Below are 17,693 nucleotides of genomic sequence, written 5' to 3' on the forward strand. Positions count from 1 at the left end.
GGGCAAGAGCCCTTTTGGTTACTTTTGGGGCTCTTTTCCAAAAGTGACCCGCCGTAAGGGCGGAACCAATATCAGCCTCCACTCAAATAACGGATATGTACTCAGCCAACCCCTCAGCGATGCTGAAACCTGGGCAACGAAGCAATCCGCAATTTAGGCTCCTGCAACCGCGCCAAATCCGCCGCAATCTGCGCCCGCCAAAAATGCGCCCCCGCCAACTGCGCATCCACCCACGCCTGACGCAACAACACCTTGGCCTTATCCACCGACCCATACTGCGCCTGACGCAACGTCAACTGCGCCTTGATCCGCAGCATCTGCGGCACAAACCAACGTTCCTGGCGGCCCACCGCCAATTGCAGCGTGTCCTCCAGCACCTCCAGCGCCAGCTTCTCCAGGCCCAGGCGCGCCAGGCCCAACGCGTATTCACAGCGCAACAGGCTATAGAGCTGGCTGTCCCCCTGGCCCTGCAACTGCTGCAACGCCTCGCCCAGTTGCGGCACGCCTTCTTCCGGCGACCCCTGGCGAATCAGCAGAATGCTCTCGAAGCACAAGCGAAACTGCCGCCAAATGTGCAGGTCCTGACGCGTGGTGCTGTCTTGCAGCAAGCTCAAATAATGCCGCGCCTTGGGCAGATTAGAGGCCAGCAACGCCAGCGGAATCGCCCCCAGGCACAGGGTGTACCAGAGCGTCGCCGGATGATCGAGGGAGATGGCTTCGTCCACACAGGTGCCGATCAAACGCAGCGCCGGGTCGACGTCACCTTCGAGCAACATCACCTTGGCCTTCAGGCAGCGCGCCGCGATGCGTTGGTCGAAATGCACGTCGATGATGTGCGAGCGCGGCGCTGACGGCGAGCCGAGGGCTTCGTCGATGTTCTGCCGTGCGCCCGCCAGGTCGCCCATGTGGAACAGCGCTACGGCGCGCATGCGTTTGCCCAGCAGGTGCTGGTTGCCGCTGCTGTTGAGGGCGATGTAGCGCTCGGCCAGCTCCAGGGCTTCGGTGTACTGGTTGCAGCCGCAGCGGTCGGTCCACAGGCCCCACAAGGCGCGCAGTTTATGCTCGGCGTCGCCGAGGTCGCGGGCATCTTCGCGCACTTGGCGCCAGGCTTCGCGCATGGGCCCGCCGGTGCCGTAGGTGAGCATCAGCACACTGGCCAGAGCGGTCTGCAGCAGCATGCGCTGGCGCAGTGGCAACGGCGCTATGGCGTTGCTCGCCAGGCCTTTTTCCACCCAGGTGCGGCATTCGCTGACCAGCGACAGGCGCAGCCACAACGGTACGCCGCCCAGGGTCAGTTCGATGCCCAGGGGCAGGTCGCCGGCCAGCGAGAACGCCCAGTCGAGGGCCGAGCGGATGGTGTTGATTTCGGGCCCGTAGAGCGCCAGCCAGGTTTCCGGCGAGAGGCCGTCGAGGGTCTCACCGGCTTCCTGCAACACGCCCAGGGCGTAGCGCGCATGGCGCTGGGCGGTGAAGTGGGTTTCGCCGTGCTCGGTGAGTTTTTCCTGGGCGTAGGCGCGGGTGGTTTCCAGCAGGCGGTAGCGCTTGAGCAGCTGCGATTCGCCGGCGATCAGCAGGGACTTGTCCATCAGGCTTTCGAGCAGCGGCAAGGCGTTGCGTGGATCGAGGCTGCTGCTGGCGGTCATGGCCTTGACCGCGTCGAGGGTGAACGAACCGGTGAACACCGCCAGTTGGCGCAGCATCGCCTGTTCGTCGCTGCTGAGCATGGCGTAGGTCCAGTCCAGCGTGGCGCTCAGGGTGCGGTGGCGGGCGAGGGCGGTGCGCCGGGCGGTCATCTGCAGGCGAAAGCTACCGTCGAGCAGCCCGACCAAATCCTGAATGCCAAAGGTACGCACGCGGGCGGCGGCGATCTCGATGGCCAGCGCATTGCTGTCGAGCTTGCGGCAGATGGCGCTGACCGCCGCCACGTCGGCGTCGTGGAACACGAAATCGGGGTCGAGGGCGCGCACGCGTTCCACGAACAGGCGCACGCCGGACCAGGCCAGGGCTTCACCGGCGCTCAGGCGCGCATGTTCGTCCGGCACTTGCAGCGGCGCCAGGTCGTGCACCCGTTCGCCGTCGGCGCGCAGGGGCTCGCGGCTGGTGGTCAGCACGCAGCAGTGGGGCGCGTGGCGCAGCAGGCTTTCCACGGCAGTGGCGGTGGCGGGCAGCACGTGTTCGCAGTTGTCGAGCACCAGCAGCAAGCGGCGTTCGGCGAGGGTGGCGGTGATGCTGTGCAGCGGGTCGTCGCTGATGGTCTGAATGCCCAAGGCGCTGGCGAGCATGCCGGCCACCCATTGCCCGCTGGTGGCGGGCGCCAGGTCGACGAAGCAGGTGGCCAGGTCGGCGTCGCTGGCCAGTCGCTGCGCCACGGCCATGGCCACGGTGGTCTTGCCGATGCCACCGGGGCCGGTGATGGTCACGAAACGCTGGCTCACCACCTGGTCGGCCAGGTTGGCGATCAAGCCATCGCGGCCGATCACTTCGGCGCAAGGCGTCGGCAGGGCGCTTTCTTCGACCCGCACGTAGGGCACCGGCAAGGCGTCTTCACTGGCGGTTTGCAGCGTTACCGGTGCTACAAAACGATAACCCCGGCCCGGTACGGTAACGATGTAGCTGAAGTTGCCGTCGTCACCCAAGGCCCGGCGCAGGGCGACGATCTGCGCACGCAGGTTGCATTCCTCCACCACCACTTTGGGCCAGGCAAAGGAGATCAGTTCGGATTTCTCCAGCAGTTCGCCGGCGCGGGTAGCCAGGGCGATCAGCAGGTACAGGGCACGGCTGCCGAGGGTGACGGGCTCGCCGTTGCGCAGCAATACATGCTGACGTGCCAGTAACAGGAAGGGGCCAAAGCCAATGGCGCTCTCGGCGGGTGCCGGGGCCAGGGGGTCTGCGTCCATACAGGACACTGCGTGGTTCTTGCTCGAGCTCATCAATTCGTCCTTTTTATAGTCGGGCTTGTTATTGGCGATCAGGCCATTCGCCCTTTTGGGTGCAGATGTGCAGCAGCAGTCTTGGAAAGTTGATGTCGATCAAAAAGTCGGAAGGCCGCCCTCCTTTGGGGCATGGTCGTTTTTATAGGCGTTTCACGGAGCGTGTTTCAGGGGATGAGACTGTCTCAGAGCTGAAACATTTTATTACCAGAAACATGGATAAAGCAGAATGTATGCCAGTTGGCATGTAACAAAGATGACAACAACCGCATGAAATTTATGGTGATTTTTGCGGTCGTCGAACGCGCACAAGCGGCTGCGTTCGGAAAGGCGAATATTTCTAATTGTGTCGTTCGGGATGCCGAATAAAACGGCGGTGGTTTGGCGTCTGTTATTTGGCTGTGTATCGAACTGTATCCACGCCCCATCCTGATACACCGGCATGACGTTCTATCGCGTTCGCGACACAGACCGGATACACGCCTGGCTTTAACTCTGTTCACCAGCCGGCGCAGGCGGTCAACCACCGCCACACGCGCCCTGGCCACACTCAGTCAAGCCAGGAGATACACCGATGAAGCGTCCTTACGCCGCCCTTGCGGCCACCCTTGCCCTGTCCCTCAGCGCCTTCGCCGCCGTGGCCCATGCCGATGAGGCCAAACCCCAAGAGAAATGCTTTGGCGTGTCCCTCGCCGGGGCCAACGACTGCGCAGCCGGCAAAGGCACCTCGTGCGCCGGCACCGCCACCGCCGACTACCAGGGCAACGCCTGGGTGCTGGTGGACAAAGGCACCTGCACCCAGATCAAGACCCCCAAAGGCTTCGGCAGCCTGACGGAGCAGCCATGAGCCGAGCGGCCCCGGCGGTGCTGATCCAGCGCCTGCTGCCCGAAGCGTTGCTGTTGCTGGTGGCGCGGCTGGGGATCGCGGCGGTGTTCTTTCTGTCGGGGCGCACCAAGGTCACGGGTTTCCTGAACCTCAAGCCGTCGACCTACACGCTGTTCCGCTCGGAATACGCCTTGCCGCTGATCCCGCCCGACTGGGCCGCGCACCTGGCGACCTATGCCGAGCACCTGTTCCCGCTGTTGCTGGTGCTGGGCCTGCTGACCCGCCCGGCGGCGGCCGCGCTGCTGGGCATGACCCTGGTGATCGAGGTGTTTGTGTACCCCGACGCCTGGCCGGTGCACCTGACGTGGGCCGGTTTGTTGTTGCCGTTGCTGGCCTACGGCGGCGGTGCCTGGTCCCTGGACCGCCTGATCTCAGGCAAACGTTCCCAACTGTGATGGAGAGTTCCAATGCGTATGCTTTCTTCCCTGGCCATTGCCATGGCCCTGACGGTTCCAATGTTCGCCCAGGCAGCCGATGCCCCACAGCCCGGCGCCGGTAAAAGCGTGGTGATCGTGCCCGGTTCGTTTGTCGACGGCTCCGGCTGGCGCGTGGTGCACGACATCCTGATTCACAAGGGCTACAAGGTCACCGTGGTGCACCAAGGCCACGAAAACCTCGCCGCTGACGTGGCCGAAGCCCGCGAAGTGCTGGAGCAGCAAGTCGGCCCGGTGGTGCTGGTGGGCCACAGTTCCGGTGGCGGGGTGATCTCGATTGCCGGCGACCGCGACAAGGTCAAGGCGCTGGTCTACGTCTCGGCGCTGCAACCGGAAGTGGGCGAGAACATGGCCCAGTTGATCGGCTCCATGCCGTCGCCCAGCGATGACATCAAGCCGAGCCGCGACGGCCACCTGTTCTTCGACCGCACCAAATTCAACGCCGACTTTGCGGCCGACCTGACCACCAACCGCACCGACTTCATGGCCGCCTCCCAAGTGCCGGCCACCACCGCGCTGTTCGGCGGCACCGTGTGGGCCGCGGCCTGGCACAAGAAGCCGACCTACGCCGTGGTGTCCACCGAAGACCGTGCCCTGAGCCCCGACCTGCAACGCTGGATGTACAAGCGCGCCGGTTCCAAGGTCACCGAAATCAAGGCCAGCCACTCGGTGTACATCTCCCAGCCTGAGGCTGTGGCGAAGGTCATCGAAGACGCGGCATCCGTCATCAAGTAATTCACCCACCCCCCTGGAGAAACACCCATGAACACTGCACTCAAATCCCGCCTGAGCCTCGCTGCCGCTGCTGCAATGATCGCCATGGCGTCTGCCTCGTTCGCCACTGCCGCCAGCGCCGCCGATCAAGCGGAAAAACCCGGGCGTTGCTACGGCGTCAACACCTGCAAGGGCACCAGCCTGTGCGCCACAGCCAAGAACGATTGCAAGGGCCTCAACAGCTGCAAGGGCGAAGGCGTGATCGTCAAGACCCCGTCCGAATGCCTCAAGGCGGGCGGCACGCTGACTGAACCCAAGTAACGCCTCACCCCTCCTGTGGGAGCGGGCTTGCCCGCGAAGGTCGTTAACGATGACGCGAGCGTTCAGAAAGTACGCGGCGTTCTCAGGATTTTCGCGAGCAAGCTTGCTTCTACAGGTTTAACGGAGAACCTCGTATGTCCGCATCCAACCCCCCCTTTTCCGGCTACGGCCTGGGGCTGCGCAAGGAGCATTACTGCGACTTCCTGGAGACCTCGGTGCCCGTGGATTTTGTCGAAGTGATCTCCGAAAACTTCATGGTCGCAGGCGGCCAGCCCCGGCATATCCTGCGCCAGGTGCGCGAGCGTTACCCGGTGGCGCTGCATGGCGTGTCCCTGTCCATCGGCACCGCCGAAGGGCTGGACACCGATTATTTGCAGCGCCTCAAGTCGCTGGTGGACGAGGTGGAACCGCTGTTCGTCTCCGACCACCTGAGCTGGTCGCGCAGTGCGGGTTTCAATGCCCATGACTTGTTGCCCGTGCCCTATACCGACGAAGCCCTCGACCGAGTCTGCGCCAATATTCATCAGGCCCAGGACGTGCTGGGCCGCACGATGCTGTTTGAAAACCCGTCGAGCTACCTGGCGTTCGATGGCGCGTCCATGAGTGAGTGGGAATTCATCGCTGCCATGGCCAAGCGCACCGGGTGTGAGTTGCTGCTGGACGTCAACAATGTGTTTGTCAGTGCCAGCAACCACGGTTTTGATGCCTTGGCGTTTCTGGACGGTATCCCGGCCGAGCGCGTGCGCCAGGTGCATTTGGCCGGGCATAGCCAGGGCCGCGAGCTGTTGATTGACAGCCATGACAGCCCGGTGTGCGCCGGGGTCTGGGAACTGTATGCCGAGGCCATGATCCGGCTCGGTCCCGTGGCCACCATGATCGAACGCGACGATGAGATTCCGCCGCTGACCGAGCTGCTGCGTGAATTGTCGATGGCACGGGCGTTGGGAGCGCAGCGATGAACCTGGCGGAACTGCAACAGGTCTTCAGCCGCTGGTTGGTGAACCCGTCCGATGAGTCCGCGCAGTTGCTCGGCAATAACGTCGCAGGCCTGGCGGTGTACCAGAACAACTACCGCGCCCAGTTGGTGGGCTGCCTGGAACAGGCGTTTCCCCACCTGCGCCGGTGGGTCGGCGAGGAGGCGTTTTTGGCGGCGAGCATCACCCATATCGACAATCACCCGCCCCATGCCTGGACCCTGGACGCTTACCCGGAAGGTTTCTACGCCACCTTGAAAGAGGTGTTCCCGCGCAACCCCGATGTGCACGAGCTGGCCTGGATCGAATCGGCCCTGAATGAAGCGTTCGTGGCCGCCGACGCCGCGCCACTCGCCCCGCAGGTGCTGGCCGAGCTGGATTGGGACACCGCCGTGCTGAGCCTGACGCCGTCCCTGCGTTGCCATGGGCTGACGACGAATGCCGAGGCGATCTGGTCGGCGCTGTGGCAGGAAACGCAGGCGCCCGAGGCGGTGATGCTGGAACAGGCCGGTGGCCTGTTGGTGTGGCGTCGCCAATTCACCTCGCGCCTGCGCCAGGTGGATGCGCTGGAACTGGCGGCGCTGCAACAGGTGCAGGCCGACGGCAGTTTTGCCGGGCTGTGCGAGTTTTTGGTGGAACGCCTGGGCGAAGAGGCCGGCGTGATGCGCGCAGGCGAATACCTGGCCACGTGGCTGGGCAGTGAATTGATTGTGGGGGTGAGGGATGTTTGATCGTCGAGGTTTTATGCTGCTGGCGGCGGTAGCGGTGTGCGCGCCGGCGTTTGCCGTGCAAACGGTCAGCACCGATGACCAGGAGATTCGCTACGAGCGTTTCGGGCCGGAAGAGGGGCACGCGATTATTTTGCTGGCGGCCGACACCCAGGTGTTTGCCGCCGTCACTGGGCCTTTGGCGACCCAAGGGTTTCGGGTGATCGTGCCGTACCTGCGTGACAGCGATGATGGGACACTGGGCCAGGATGTGCTGGAATTGATGAACGCCCTGCATATTCCCGAGGCCGTCCTGGCGGGCGTGGAGCAGGGCGCGCGGGTGGCGGCCAAGGCGGCCACGTTGAAGCCCACCCGCTGCGTGGGGCTGGTCACACTGAACACGCCACCCCAGCCCGGGTTTGCCGACGCGGTGGCGCTGATGGCGAAGACCGGGCATTGGCGAACATGAAAATATTGACAGCCAGGCAATAGGCCACTGAAAAAAATCCCGTCTGCCCGTACTCTAGAGGCCTTCGTCACCTGTGTGGATTGTTCATGTCTTCTGTCGCCGATGGGTTGCCCTCCAATAAACGCTTGCCGGCTGTGATCGCCCTGTCTTTGGGGATCGGCATGGCAACCCTGGACACGGCGATCGTCAACACGGCGCTGCCAACGCTGGCCGAGGGCATCGGCACCGATTCGGCCTCGGTGATCTGGGTGGTCAATGCCTACCAGCTGGCGATTATCGCCACGGTGCTGCCGTTTGCGTCCTTGAGCGATGTGCTGGGGCACCGTCGGGTGTACCTCGGCGGGTTGCTGCTGTTTATCGTGTCGTCGCTGTTTTGCGGGTTGGCCGGCTCGCTGCTGACCCTGACTGCTGCGCGAGTCGCACAAGGCCTGGGCGCGGCGGCGTTGATGAGCGTCAACACCGCGCTGCTGCGGCACATCTACCCGTCGAAGATGCTGGGGCGCGGCCTGGGCTACAACTCGTTGGTGGTGGGGTTGGCGTTCACGTTGGGGCCGACTGCTGCGTCGGCGATTCTGTCGGTGGCGACCTGGCACTGGTTGTACCTGATCAACGTGCCCCTGGGCCTGCTCGCATTGGGCCTGGGCCTGCGCTCATTGCCGGTGCTGCCATTGACCGGCCACGCGTTCGACCGCTTTGCCGCCGTGTTGTGTGCCGGATTGTTTGCCTTGCTGGTGCTGGGCCTGGGCACGGCGGTGCATGGCGCGCAAGGCGCCTTGACCCTGGGACTGATTGCGGTGGCGCTGGTGTGTGGCGCCTTGTTGCTGCGCCGTGAGGCCGGGCACCCGGCGCCGATGCTGGCGGTGGACCTGTTCAAGCGTCCGGTGTTTGCCCTGTCGTCCCTCACGGCGATCTGCGCGTTCAGTGCCCAGGGCCTGGCGTTTGTCTCGCTGCCATTCCTGTTGCAGGCGGTGTTGGGCCATAGCCAGGTGGAAACCGGTTTTCTGATGACGCCCTGGCCGGCGGTGGTGGCGGTGATGGCTTTGGTGGCGGGGCGCCTGGCAGACCGCGTGTCCCTGGGCGCGCTGTGCGGCATCGGCCTGTTGATGCTGAGCGTGGGCATGGCTGCACTGGCGACCCTGGGCAGCGGCGCGTCGGCGTTTGATATCGGCTGGCGCATGGCGTTGTGCGGCGCCGGTTTCGGGTTCTTCCAGTCACCCAACCTCAAGGCGATCATGACCAGCGCACCCTTGGCCCGCAGCGGCGGGGCCAGCGGCATCGTGGCGATTTCGCGGTTGCTGGGGCAAACGTTGGGGGCCTCGCTGGTGGCGTTCTGTTTCCATTTGTCCCTGGGCAGTGGCCCGCAATACGCGCTGTGGCTGGGCTGCGTGTTTGCCTTGGTCGGCGCGGTGGCGAGCCTCTTGCGCTTGTTGCCGTATGACAAAAAGGCGTGATTGAGCGTTGTAAAACACCGTTCAGGGCAGCTACCGTGGCGACCTGAATATTTCGGGATGTTTCAGATTTATGTCCAGCCTGGCCCAACGCACTGCTGATGTGTCTTCCCGCCGCGCCGCGCTGACCCTGGCTTTATGCTTGCCCAGTGACGTGTTGCTCTACCTGCTGCTGCCGATGGAATCCCAGGCGTTCGGCATCACCCTGGCCCAGGCCGGGGTGCTGCTGGCGGCCAACCGCCTGGTGCGGATTTTCGGCTACCGGCATGTCCTCAATTTTTACGCGCGCAACGGTGACCGCCTCACCTGCATGATCGCCGCAGGTGCCGCGACCGTGTGTGCCCTGGGCAACTCGATGCTCTCGGGCTTCGCGGCGCTGCTCTGCCTGCGTTTGATCTGGGGCCTGTGTTTTGCCGCGTTGAACCTGTCGACCCAAGTACTGGCCACCTCAGAACCCGCAGGCGCGGCGCGCCGGGCAGGGCGCTCGCGGGCCATGATCGCGCTGGGGCCGATGCTCGCATTGCCCTTGGGCGGCTGGCTGACACTGTGGGCGGGGCCGCGTCCGATCTTCGCGATTCTGGCCGGCTGCTGCCTGCTGGGGCTGTGGGCGGCCCACGGCCTGCCGCGCACCGGGCATGATCTGCACAGCACCGGGCGGCGCTTCAAATGGCCGGACAGCGTGGCAACCTGGTCGTTTATCGAAGGCGTGGCGCTGGATGGGCTGTTCATTTTTGGCCTGTCGATCCAGGCGCAGAAGATTCTGGGCGGCAACGCGGTGCTGATCGCCGGTGGCCTGATGGCCCTGCGGTACGCCTCGGAAATGCTCCTGAGCCCCCTCGGTGGCCGGGCCGCCCAGCGCTTTGGCGCCACCTCGATGTTGCTGCTGTTTTCGTTCCTGAGTGCCTTGGCCTTGACTGCTTTTGGCAGCTACTGGGTGATCGTCGGCGCGGCGGCGGTGCTGGTGTTGCGGGCCCTGCAACTGCCGCTGGTGACCACCCTGGTGGCCGAACGCAACCCGGGTTCGATGCGGGTTTCTGCCTTGGCGTCCAACGCGGTGTGGCGCGACGTGGGCGCGGGGCTCGGGCCGCTGCTGGCCGGTTTGTTGCTGCCGGTGGCGTCGGCCCCCTGGGTATTCGGACTGGCAGGCGCCGCGATCGCACTGAGCGCGGTGTTCTGCTGGCGGGCAAAGGTTTCCCACTGACGATGTGAGGTTGTGTGTGTCCCTTCAAGAAAACTTCGTAAGCGTGCTGGATGAGGCGTATCGACACTGGACCGGCCAGGGACTGCCGGCCCCCGAGCACCTGGACCCGCAACAACGCCTGGCCTGGCTGCACGCTGAGGCGCCCTACAGCCTGCTGGCCCATGACGGCGCCGCCGACCCGCTGTTTACCTACGTCAACGCCTGCGCACTGAGCTGCTTCAAGTACCCGCGCGAAGACTTCATCGGCATGCCGTCGCGCTTCAGCGCCTCGGAACTCGACCGCGCCGCACGCCAGGTGCTGCTGGAGCAGGTCACTGCCAACGGTATTGCCGACGGCTACAGCGGCTGGCGGGTGGACGCGCAGGGTGAGCCGTTCATGATCCACGCCGGGGTGGTGTGGACGTTGCTCGATAAAACCGGCCAACCCTGCGGACAGGCCGCGCTGTTCTGGCCGGATGAGCAGCGCATCGGCGTGCTCGCTTAAGCGCTTTTAAAGCGTTCCAACCAGGCGGGGTCGAACCGGGTTTGCTCGGTGTCGATCCCCAGCGCCTGCAGCTTCGCCTTGTGCGCTTCGAGTTCGCCCACCAGTTGTGCCTGGGCGCTGGAGTTGGCGTCCAGCGCATGCATCTGCGTCAGCCCCAGGTGATAGAAACGCAGCACCTTGAGGGCGGTCGGGTCGTTGGCTTGTACGCCCTCGGTGACCCGGTGCATCACGTTGGTGATGCTCATCAGGCTGCGCTTGAGCTGCCAGCCGTACAGCGCCGGCGCCAGCCACGGCTGGTTCCACAGCGGGCCACGCACCAGCGCGACGGTGACCAGCACGCCAGCAAACACACCCCCCACATTGAAGCGGAAGTTGTCACCCCCGGGCTCCCCAAACAGCATCACCGCCAGGCTCGACAGCAGCATGGCCAGGGCCACGAACACCACGGCGATGATCAGCGTGCTGCGGCGGGTGAGTTGGCGGTAAGTGACGGGGTCGCAGGGTTTGAGTTCGAACATCCGGTTCAGCTCTCCAGGAGGGGCAGGGCGGCATCTTCTCATGCTTGCGCAAAAGAGTTGAACGATGGTTCCCGGGGCTTTCTCTAAAACGGTGTAGGCCACCCACTTGAAAGGTGAACCGTCATGCCCGAATACAAACAGCCGCCGCCTGGTACGCCCAACCCTGACCGCACACCCGGCGAAGAGGAGCGCGACAACGATGCGTTACGCCCCAATGACCCGGCGGAGCGTCAGGACAACGATGTGGAACAGGTAGAAGAAGACCTGGAAAACCTTCACGACAAGGCACGTCCGTGTTAAATCAGGAGACCACCATGAGCCATCCCCCGAAAGGCCCACGTTCGGACGAACATCGCAGTGGCGAAGATGAACTGGGCTTCGACCCGGACTCGCCGGATTTGGAAGACCCGCAGGTTGACCCCATAGGTCCGGCGATTGCGCCGTTGGACAAGGAGAAAGCGCCGGCGCAGAAACCGCGGCCCTATGATCCTTTGGGTGATCTGAAGCCATGACGGTAGCGGCTCGCCATTGCTGGGGAGCGGAGGGGACAGATGGATCGAAGCTCATCTGTTCCAACTCCAAGTCGAGTCGCTTCAACACGAACGCTTGCCTTCGAAAGTGAAGGTCCTGTTTCGGGCCATCGCTGGAACCGTGCTCATTCCATCAAAGTCGCTGATCAGCACATCGTCTCGCACATCGCAGCCAGCGCAGAAGCGGCTGTGTACGCGCTCCTGCCCCTGAACGCTTAGCCACTGCGCCTGGATAAAGTCCTCTGGCGAAGCCCAGTCCTCGCCCCATCGGGGCTCACTTCTTTCCCATCGTCGCGTCTGATACCGAACTGATACCGAAGTGATCCCGCCATGGCCTGGCGCCATGAGTGCCACCGCCGCCATATTGACTCGCCCCAATAAGGCCAACGCCAAACTCGATAACACAATGATCAATTAACCCACTACTGGGCAGGAGCGAGCCATGAATGGCGAAATAGACACAGCCAACGTTATCAAAACTGCGGATTACAAGGAGCTCAACGGCGATCTCGGCCATGGTCGAAACCGCCTCAGCGCAGCCCAGCCACCGAAAGAACGCGTATTTGATCCGGCATCCGGCGCCGGCATCCAGCGGCACACAGACACACGTCGCGAAGATTACTCATCATTCTACAAATCGATTCTGGATTACCGTCGCGAAACTAAGCTCGAATTCAATACGACTGCCAGCTATGGCAAATTTTCCGCCGAATTTCACTTCAACTTTGAAAGTAAATACACCTCCCACCAAGACAACACGGCCGCCGTGCGGACCCTGCGCCTGGTCTTCGGCGGCGCGAAGCTCGACGCGGTCTCGGCCGCGGTGCTTTCGTCCAAGTTCAGCGCAGAAGTCGACCGCCTGCCTACACTGTTTAACCACGAAGAAGCGCATAAATTCTACAGGTTCTTCGACATGTTCGGGACCGACGTGGTGACCTCGATCGCTCTGGGCGGCAATCTGTACTTCCAGGTCCTGGTGCAGAAATCCAAAGTGACGGAGCTCGAAAAGATCAAGGTCGAGCTGGAGGCCGAGTACGGCAGCTTCTTCAAGGCTGACGGTTCGCTTGATGATACGGTCGAGCGCAGGCAGTACATCGAGAGCCGTGAAGCCTCAGTCACCACTGAGGGCGGCAACAACAACATCTTCTCCGACGCCATCTTCACGAAGCCGGCGAGGTATGCCGAAAAGACGAACGATTGGGTGACTTCCGTCGGGAAAAAACCAGTCGTCGTCGGACGGGAATTCAAGCCGGTCTACGCTTTCATTGCCGACGACAAGCGACGCATCGCGGCACAGAAGGCCTTGGACCACTATCTGGGCCGCTACCTGAACGTCCATTCGACCTGGGCTTACTCCAGCTTGACCGTCGGCAACATGACACAGCAAAAATCGGCCGCCGGTGCCGTCGGCAGGCCCGGTATCAAGGTACGCGTGATCGACCGCAAGACGCTGGAGGGACGGGAAGAGTATTTCACGGCCCCCGCTATCGGTAGCGCCGTACCCGAGATCAACCAGTTCTGGAATACGTTCGAGTCCGGTGTCGAATCCATGGGACTCGAGGGCGCAATCGTACTGCTGGCGACGGAATTTTGGCCACGGGAAAGTCGCTACAGCCCGCCGGATCACATCATCGATTTCCTCAGGCATAAATGCGGCGGCTCGGAGGCGACCCTGCATCGCTGGCGCGATGATTCCCTTCGCTGCGTGCCATGCCCCTATGCCGGCGCCAGCTATGGGCTGATCGGCTACGGCAGGGGCACCTTCCAGGACAAGGGTGGCGATGCCTACGTGATCGGCTTCGGCAATCCGGGTGAAACGCTGCGGCTGGAGCTTCAGATTTCCGCTGACCTCCATACCGATGAAGACGGTACGGCGAAGGTCACTTGCAACGATATCTTCCAGGGGGAAGCGATCCGTTTCCTGAAGTTCCGCAGCGAACATTGGAGCACCTGGCAGATCGCCGCCGATCCTCAGGTTCCGGGGCGCGTCATATTGGAAAACGACAGTGCGGGTGATGCCAGCAAGGCACTGTGGTACGCGCAGCCGGTACCGCCAAAATACGGCTTTCAACCTTTCTACTTGATCAACGCCCAGACCTGCGGCGTTCTGCAATGGGACAGTGGCGGAGCGGCCGAAGAGAAGGAGGCCGTGCTGCGCCCGTTCGCCCCCAATCTCGACATCAACCTGTGGCACCTGGGCTACCCTTTTATTGTGTGCCTGTCTTACAACCCGAGCTGGGACCTGCGTGCCTTTGGAGATCGGCGCGTGAAAGTGGCGCCCTACCGGGGCAGGGACACAGAACTGCGTTGGTCGCCAAGTGAAGTCAGTCGTGTGCTCTGACCCCTGTTTGCTCCGTCCTCCTATTTGAAAAGGAATATTAAAATGGCTAAGGGATACCAGTCGTTTCTGCAGAAATCGACCCGCATTACCTACTGCAGCAAAGAGAAATATGCCAATCACGAGCTCTCTGCCGTATGGGTGGCTGATGCATTGAAGCACTTCAAGATCGAGGCCTCGGACACCAAGGACTACAAATACCCTCTCGACAGCCAGCCGGCCCGAGCCACGATCTGGCCGACCTGACCGCAAGCGCTCCAGGTGCTGTAAAGGACGCAGACGGCCAGCCACTTCGTCGACAGACGGGGGTGTCAACAGCCGGCTCTTGATGGCTAATGCCAGTCAGCTTGACTGACTGGCATTAGCCGCTGCGAGAACTGCGGCGATGATCTGCACTGTGTTTATCCGTTCACTAATCGCCGCGCCAATCGTATGAAAAACCCAAACCTGCCAGTCGCCACAGGCAGAAACTCACCCAAAGCGCGCATTTGACAGTCAGTACTCGATAACTGACTTTTCACTGTGGTTCCCACTCTGACCATAAACAACGGCGGCCAATGCGGGCCATTCACCTCAGCCTGACTCGTCCACGTTGCTTCGCATTCTTCACGCACCCGCTTCAAAAAGGTCACAGGAAATGAGATCAGTAGAAAACAATCCTCCACAGCTCACGCGTATTCCGCTCGCCGCCATCGGCGTCGGGCTGGGCTTTGCGGTTGCCGTCTACACCACGGGAAAAGGTCCCTTCTTCCTTGAGAATTTTGCCTACTCCTGGTTACCCCAAGCGGCCGTGCTGTGCATCGCGCTGCTGTGCAAGGCATCGCGGGAATCGCTGGGGGGAATGGCTGTGGCAATGGGGTTGTACTTGTTTCTTTTTCACCTGTGGGCCACAGACTCCATGGGTTGGCTTTTCTACTTGTTCAGCTTTCCCGGCATTCTGATCGGCGCGTTGCTTGGGGTTGTTTTCAGCCCCTCGCGCAAGGTGTTCAAGGCGCTGGTGGCGTTTGCGTGGGTGGTGCTTGGGATAGGGGGGAATTTGGCGGTACTCGCTGTGATGGTCACGTAAGCGCCCCCGGTGGTCACTCGCGAATTGCTCCCTCAGTCCCTTCAATACAGGCGAGCCCGCTTATGATTTTGAACCCCATCATTACCGCTCAACTGGTCGCCGAAGCCGGGGAGCTTTCAGCGTCACCGCGTTGGCAATATCCAGACACTCCGGGGCGGCGCAAATAGTCGAGTTGAGCGCGCGCCTCTGTTCTCCAACGATGTACAGAGCCTTTCGGGATACTCCTGAAGGCAATTACCTGTTGTACGTGATTGAGGCATATGAGCACGCTATGAATGATGATTGGCTACCCTTTGAAATTATGGGTCTTGGGCTTGAACAGGCCCAAGAGTTTATCGCTCAGGTGGCAAAGGAGTTGGAGTTGGGGTCGACAGATCACCTCATTCCAAAGCTCAGGGCTGTTTATTCAGCGCTGCCTGGTCGTGAATCGTGACGGGAGGCTTCTGTCCATTAACGGCATTTCCCGAACGGACGCTTTCGGCCAAGAACGGACGCTCACAAGCGACCGCTACCAACCCTTAACGGCCTGTCATAACATTGGTTGTGCATTTTTGGGACTGAGTTCCTGAGGTTTCGCCTAGGCAGCAAACTTATGCTAGATGACTTTGCCGGACGCATTCAAAATTCTGGTAGGTGAGCGATGTTCAAAGAATATGAGTTGTTTCTGCATTCATGCGACTCTGAAGATTACTGGTCGGATGAAGGCATTGATGTTGCCGGTGCTCAGGTCTCTGAATTCACCGCGTCTGACTGGTGCGAACTTGAATCCGCCATTGTCGTGAAGCCTGATGTGTGGCTGCGCCGATGTGCCGAATCGCTCACCGATTGCAATGATGTACACGCGTTGCAGATACTGTTAAGGCTGCTTGAAGCGAAAGAGGAATCGGTAGTCATTCATGCGCTTGAGTCAATCGATGCGCTCTTTTTAGCCAGTTACATACGGAACGTGAGCCCTGTCATCACGGCCTTGAACGAAAGGGTTGATGCTTCCACTCGGACCCTGGAATTGATGGTGGCTACCTTGATCAGGAAGCTCAAATAACGAACGACGGATGTATTGCCCGGACGGTTACGAAACAGCTCCGAAAGGGGAGGTAATCCCGTAGCCTACTTGGTCGACCGTGGCCATGTGGCCGGTATGTACCATTGAATAGCAATGGGCAAAGAAACCGTTGTCGGGCCATGCGTGAAAACACGAATGCCCGCTTGTGGCCGAAAGCTGACGGCCACGACTGACCGTTTTGGCCGGCTCCGGTCTTTCGCGACCGGCTACAATCCACCCATTTCAGACGTTCCCGAACGCCCAGGCACGCATTCCCAGTAAGCAGAGCGAATGACTTGAGTCGCCTGTCAGAAGCTGAACTGGTCGAATAGCTCTTGCAGGAAAACATCGCCCGCCACTGAGTCTGATAGCAAATAATGCCCAGACCAAATGTCCCAGCCAGCTGCTAGGCTGAACTCAGCACATTGGAAATTCTGGTGAATTTTTTCATCAACGCCTATGACAGGTGAACCCAATCGTTTGAACTCTCGGCGTTTGATCAGGTTTTCAGCTAGCGATAGCCAACAAGCGTCTGACAACTCGTTGAAACTGAGTGTCAGATGTCCATTGGCTGCCGTGACGAGAGTGGGGCTCATCTATTGCCGTCTAAGGTTTGGCGCGAAGGGAATGCACAAACGTGGCTGCGGGAGCGTTGTTTAGGCGAGTGATCAAGTTTGAGGCCGTTTTATCGCGTTGGCGAGCTGTTCGGCGTTGTTACACAATTCAATGAGTTTTTCGTTTAGCTCGACATGACCTGGATTCCAAGAAAGGACGCCATCGACATAGCTTTGACCAAGAATGAGATCATTTAATGAGCCCATTCCGCCATAGGCCGAGAGTAGATACACAATCCCAGAGTAATCAGAATCCAGCAATAGTCTTGGCAGCCGCAAGCATGCTGGATTTCAATGCAGATGCCGGAGGGCTGAGCAAGTGATCCAGCAACCAACCCTTCAGGCTTTCACCAGCCTGTAAAAGTCCTCCAACGCCTGGCGAAATTCCGTCAGGGAAAAACTGATCGGGCGACTCTCGACGTCCCATCGAGTGGTAATACCGACTTCCAGACCGCTGGACACGCTCAACCCAAAACGGCGCCAGTGCAGCGTCTCTCCGTCTATCACCTGTTCGGTCATCAGCACAAAGCAATCGAAGTCCATGTCATCGCTGCAGACCAGCAGCGGGACTGGCGTCGATGTGCCGTCTTCTGCGGGCGTAAAACGCCGCTGGGCGAGCGCGCCTTCTTCCTCGTCCAGCAACCAGATCAATGAAAGACCGTTCAGGTCGAGATCGGGGTATTCGAGGTGACTGTTTAGCCATTCCTCGATCGGTACATCGTCGATAAACAGCCAGGCACAACGGCTACGGCTGAATTTCGCTTGATGGTAAGCGGCATGGATGCGGCGATGCATAGGGAGTCCATTCAACGATAAAGGGCCGGGGGGGGGGGCGCTTGGTGGGAAAGCGCTTGAGTCTGCGTGAGTCACTGAACAGGTTATCGCCAGGTACAACGGTTGCTGAAGGGGTCAAGCCATGTCGAGGTGTCTATGCCCAGCTTTGAACAGATCAAGGCACTCAACCGACTCATCCTTTCGCAGCAAACCGCCACGCCTTGGGTGCGAGCCCCGTCTCCC

22 protein-coding genes are annotated in these 17,693 nt (G+C 61.2%); 17 read left to right on the forward strand and 5 right to left on the reverse strand.

Annotated features, from left to right (window positions below; genetic code table 11):
* Positions 1-113: 113 nt before the first annotated feature.
* A complete protein-coding gene (locus AC07SU_RS29745) occupies positions 114-2,930 on the reverse strand; it encodes an ATP-binding protein (RefSeq protein ID WP_494999125.1) in 2,817 nt (938 codons plus the stop codon).
* A gap of 574 nt (positions 2,931-3,504) precedes the next feature.
* Between AC07SU_RS29745 and AC07SU_RS29750 the strand changes: the two genes are divergently transcribed.
* From AC07SU_RS29750 to AC07SU_RS29795, 10 genes are all read left to right on the forward strand, one after another.
* Positions 3,505-3,777: a BufA1 family periplasmic bufferin-type metallophore gene (locus AC07SU_RS29750; protein WP_176995411.1), complete on the forward strand. Its 273-nt coding sequence runs from the start codon at positions 3,505-3,507 to the stop codon at positions 3,775-3,777.
* Positions 3,774-4,211: a DoxX family protein gene (locus tag AC07SU_RS29755; RefSeq protein ID WP_176995412.1), complete on the forward strand. Its 438-nt coding sequence runs from the start codon at positions 3,774-3,776 to the stop codon at positions 4,209-4,211. Before AC07SU_RS29750 ends, AC07SU_RS29755 begins: the two co-directional genes overlap by 4 nt.
* Positions 4,212-4,223: 12 nt before the next feature.
* Complete coding sequence (locus tag AC07SU_RS29760) at positions 4,224-4,985, forward strand: alpha/beta fold hydrolase (protein WP_176995413.1); 762 nt, start codon at positions 4,224-4,226, stop codon at positions 4,983-4,985.
* Between the two features lie 27 nt (positions 4,986-5,012).
* Entirely contained in the window at positions 5,013-5,285 is a 273-nt protein-coding gene (gene bufA2 / locus AC07SU_RS29765; protein WP_176995414.1) for a BufA2 family periplasmic bufferin-type metallophore, read from the forward strand.
* A 134-nt stretch (positions 5,286-5,419) separates the two neighbouring features.
* Positions 5,420-6,244, forward strand: a complete 825-nt coding sequence (bufB, locus tag AC07SU_RS29770) for an MNIO family bufferin maturase (protein ID WP_494999126.1) — start codon at positions 5,420-5,422, stop codon at positions 6,242-6,244.
* The gene (locus AC07SU_RS29775) at positions 6,241-6,990 is read left to right on the forward strand and encodes an HvfC/BufC family peptide modification chaperone (protein WP_494999127.1); all 750 of its coding nucleotides are present in this window, start codon (positions 6,241-6,243) and stop codon (positions 6,988-6,990) included. Before bufB ends, AC07SU_RS29775 begins: the two co-directional genes overlap by 4 nt.
* Positions 6,983-7,435, forward strand: a complete 453-nt coding sequence (locus tag AC07SU_RS29780) for an alpha/beta fold hydrolase (RefSeq protein ID WP_494999128.1) — start codon at positions 6,983-6,985, stop codon at positions 7,433-7,435. Before AC07SU_RS29775 ends, AC07SU_RS29780 begins: the two co-directional genes overlap by 8 nt.
* Before the next feature lie 86 nt (positions 7,436-7,521).
* The gene (locus tag AC07SU_RS29785) at positions 7,522-8,886 is read left to right on the forward strand and encodes an MFS transporter (RefSeq protein ID WP_494999129.1); all 1,365 of its coding nucleotides are present in this window, start codon (positions 7,522-7,524) and stop codon (positions 8,884-8,886) included.
* A gap of 70 nt (positions 8,887-8,956) precedes the next feature.
* Complete coding sequence (locus AC07SU_RS29790; protein WP_494999130.1) at positions 8,957-10,084, forward strand: MFS transporter; 1,128 nt, start codon at positions 8,957-8,959, stop codon at positions 10,082-10,084.
* Positions 10,085-10,100: 16 nt separating this feature from the next.
* The gene (locus AC07SU_RS29795; RefSeq protein WP_494999131.1) at positions 10,101-10,568 is read left to right on the forward strand and encodes an MEKHLA domain-containing protein; all 468 of its coding nucleotides are present in this window, start codon (positions 10,101-10,103) and stop codon (positions 10,566-10,568) included.
* Here the strand turns inward: AC07SU_RS29795 and AC07SU_RS29800 are convergent.
* Positions 10,565-11,086, reverse strand: a complete 522-nt coding sequence (locus AC07SU_RS29800; RefSeq protein WP_494999132.1) for a DUF3087 family protein — start codon at positions 11,084-11,086, stop codon at positions 10,565-10,567. The two genes, AC07SU_RS29795 and AC07SU_RS29800, sit on opposite strands and share 4 nt — an antisense overlap.
* Before the next feature lie 123 nt (positions 11,087-11,209).
* Between AC07SU_RS29800 and AC07SU_RS29805 the strand changes: the two genes are divergently transcribed.
* The 7 genes from AC07SU_RS29805 to AC07SU_RS29835 all read left to right on the forward strand — a co-directional run bounded on the left by AC07SU_RS29805 (position 11,210) and on the right by AC07SU_RS29835 (position 16,062).
* A complete protein-coding gene (locus AC07SU_RS29805; RefSeq protein ID WP_494999133.1) occupies positions 11,210-11,386 on the forward strand; it encodes a hypothetical protein in 177 nt (58 codons plus the stop codon).
* 14 nt (positions 11,387-11,400) lie between these two features.
* Positions 11,401-11,598, forward strand: a complete 198-nt coding sequence (locus AC07SU_RS29810) for a DUF6021 family protein (RefSeq protein WP_176995422.1) — start codon at positions 11,401-11,403, stop codon at positions 11,596-11,598.
* 460 nt (positions 11,599-12,058) lie between these two features.
* Positions 12,059-13,957, forward strand: coding sequence for an MAC/perforin domain-containing protein (locus AC07SU_RS29815; RefSeq protein WP_494999134.1), 1,899 nt, complete (start codon positions 12,059-12,061; stop codon positions 13,955-13,957).
* 42 nt (positions 13,958-13,999) lie between these two features.
* Positions 14,000-14,200 (forward strand): hypothetical protein, encoded by a 201-nt coding sequence (locus AC07SU_RS29820; RefSeq protein WP_176995424.1) that lies wholly within the window; start codon positions 14,000-14,002, stop codon positions 14,198-14,200.
* A 391-nt stretch (positions 14,201-14,591) separates the two neighbouring features.
* Positions 14,592-15,020, forward strand: a complete 429-nt coding sequence (locus AC07SU_RS29825) for a hypothetical protein (protein ID WP_494999135.1) — start codon at positions 14,592-14,594, stop codon at positions 15,018-15,020.
* Between the two features lie 271 nt (positions 15,021-15,291).
* Positions 15,292-15,453 carry a hypothetical protein gene (locus tag AC07SU_RS29830; protein ID WP_494999136.1) on the forward strand — a complete coding sequence of 54 codons (162 nt, stop codon included), beginning with the start codon at positions 15,292-15,294 and terminating at the stop codon, positions 15,451-15,453.
* A 207-nt stretch (positions 15,454-15,660) separates the two neighbouring features.
* Positions 15,661-16,062, forward strand: coding sequence for a HEAT repeat domain-containing protein (locus AC07SU_RS29835; protein WP_176995443.1), 402 nt, complete (start codon positions 15,661-15,663; stop codon positions 16,060-16,062).
* A 308-nt stretch (positions 16,063-16,370) separates the two neighbouring features.
* On the opposite strand, the gene AC07SU_RS29840 is transcribed toward AC07SU_RS29835, so the two are convergent.
* The 3 genes from AC07SU_RS29840 to AC07SU_RS29850 form a co-directional block, all read right to left on the reverse strand.
* Positions 16,371-16,658, reverse strand: coding sequence for a hypothetical protein (locus AC07SU_RS29840; RefSeq protein WP_494999137.1), 288 nt, complete (start codon positions 16,656-16,658; stop codon positions 16,371-16,373).
* Between the two features lie 72 nt (positions 16,659-16,730).
* On the reverse strand, positions 16,731-16,955 hold the full coding sequence (locus AC07SU_RS29845) for a DUF6966 domain-containing protein (RefSeq protein WP_494999138.1): 225 nt from the start codon (positions 16,953-16,955) through the stop codon (positions 16,731-16,733).
* A 60-nt stretch (positions 16,956-17,015) separates the two neighbouring features.
* Positions 17,016-17,471 (reverse strand): hypothetical protein, encoded by a 456-nt coding sequence (locus AC07SU_RS29850; protein WP_494999139.1) that lies wholly within the window; start codon positions 17,469-17,471, stop codon positions 17,016-17,018.
* Between the last annotated feature and the right edge of the window lie 222 nt (positions 17,472-17,693).

This window comes from Pseudomonas sp. GW821-FHT05H12, from assembly GCF_059419385.1.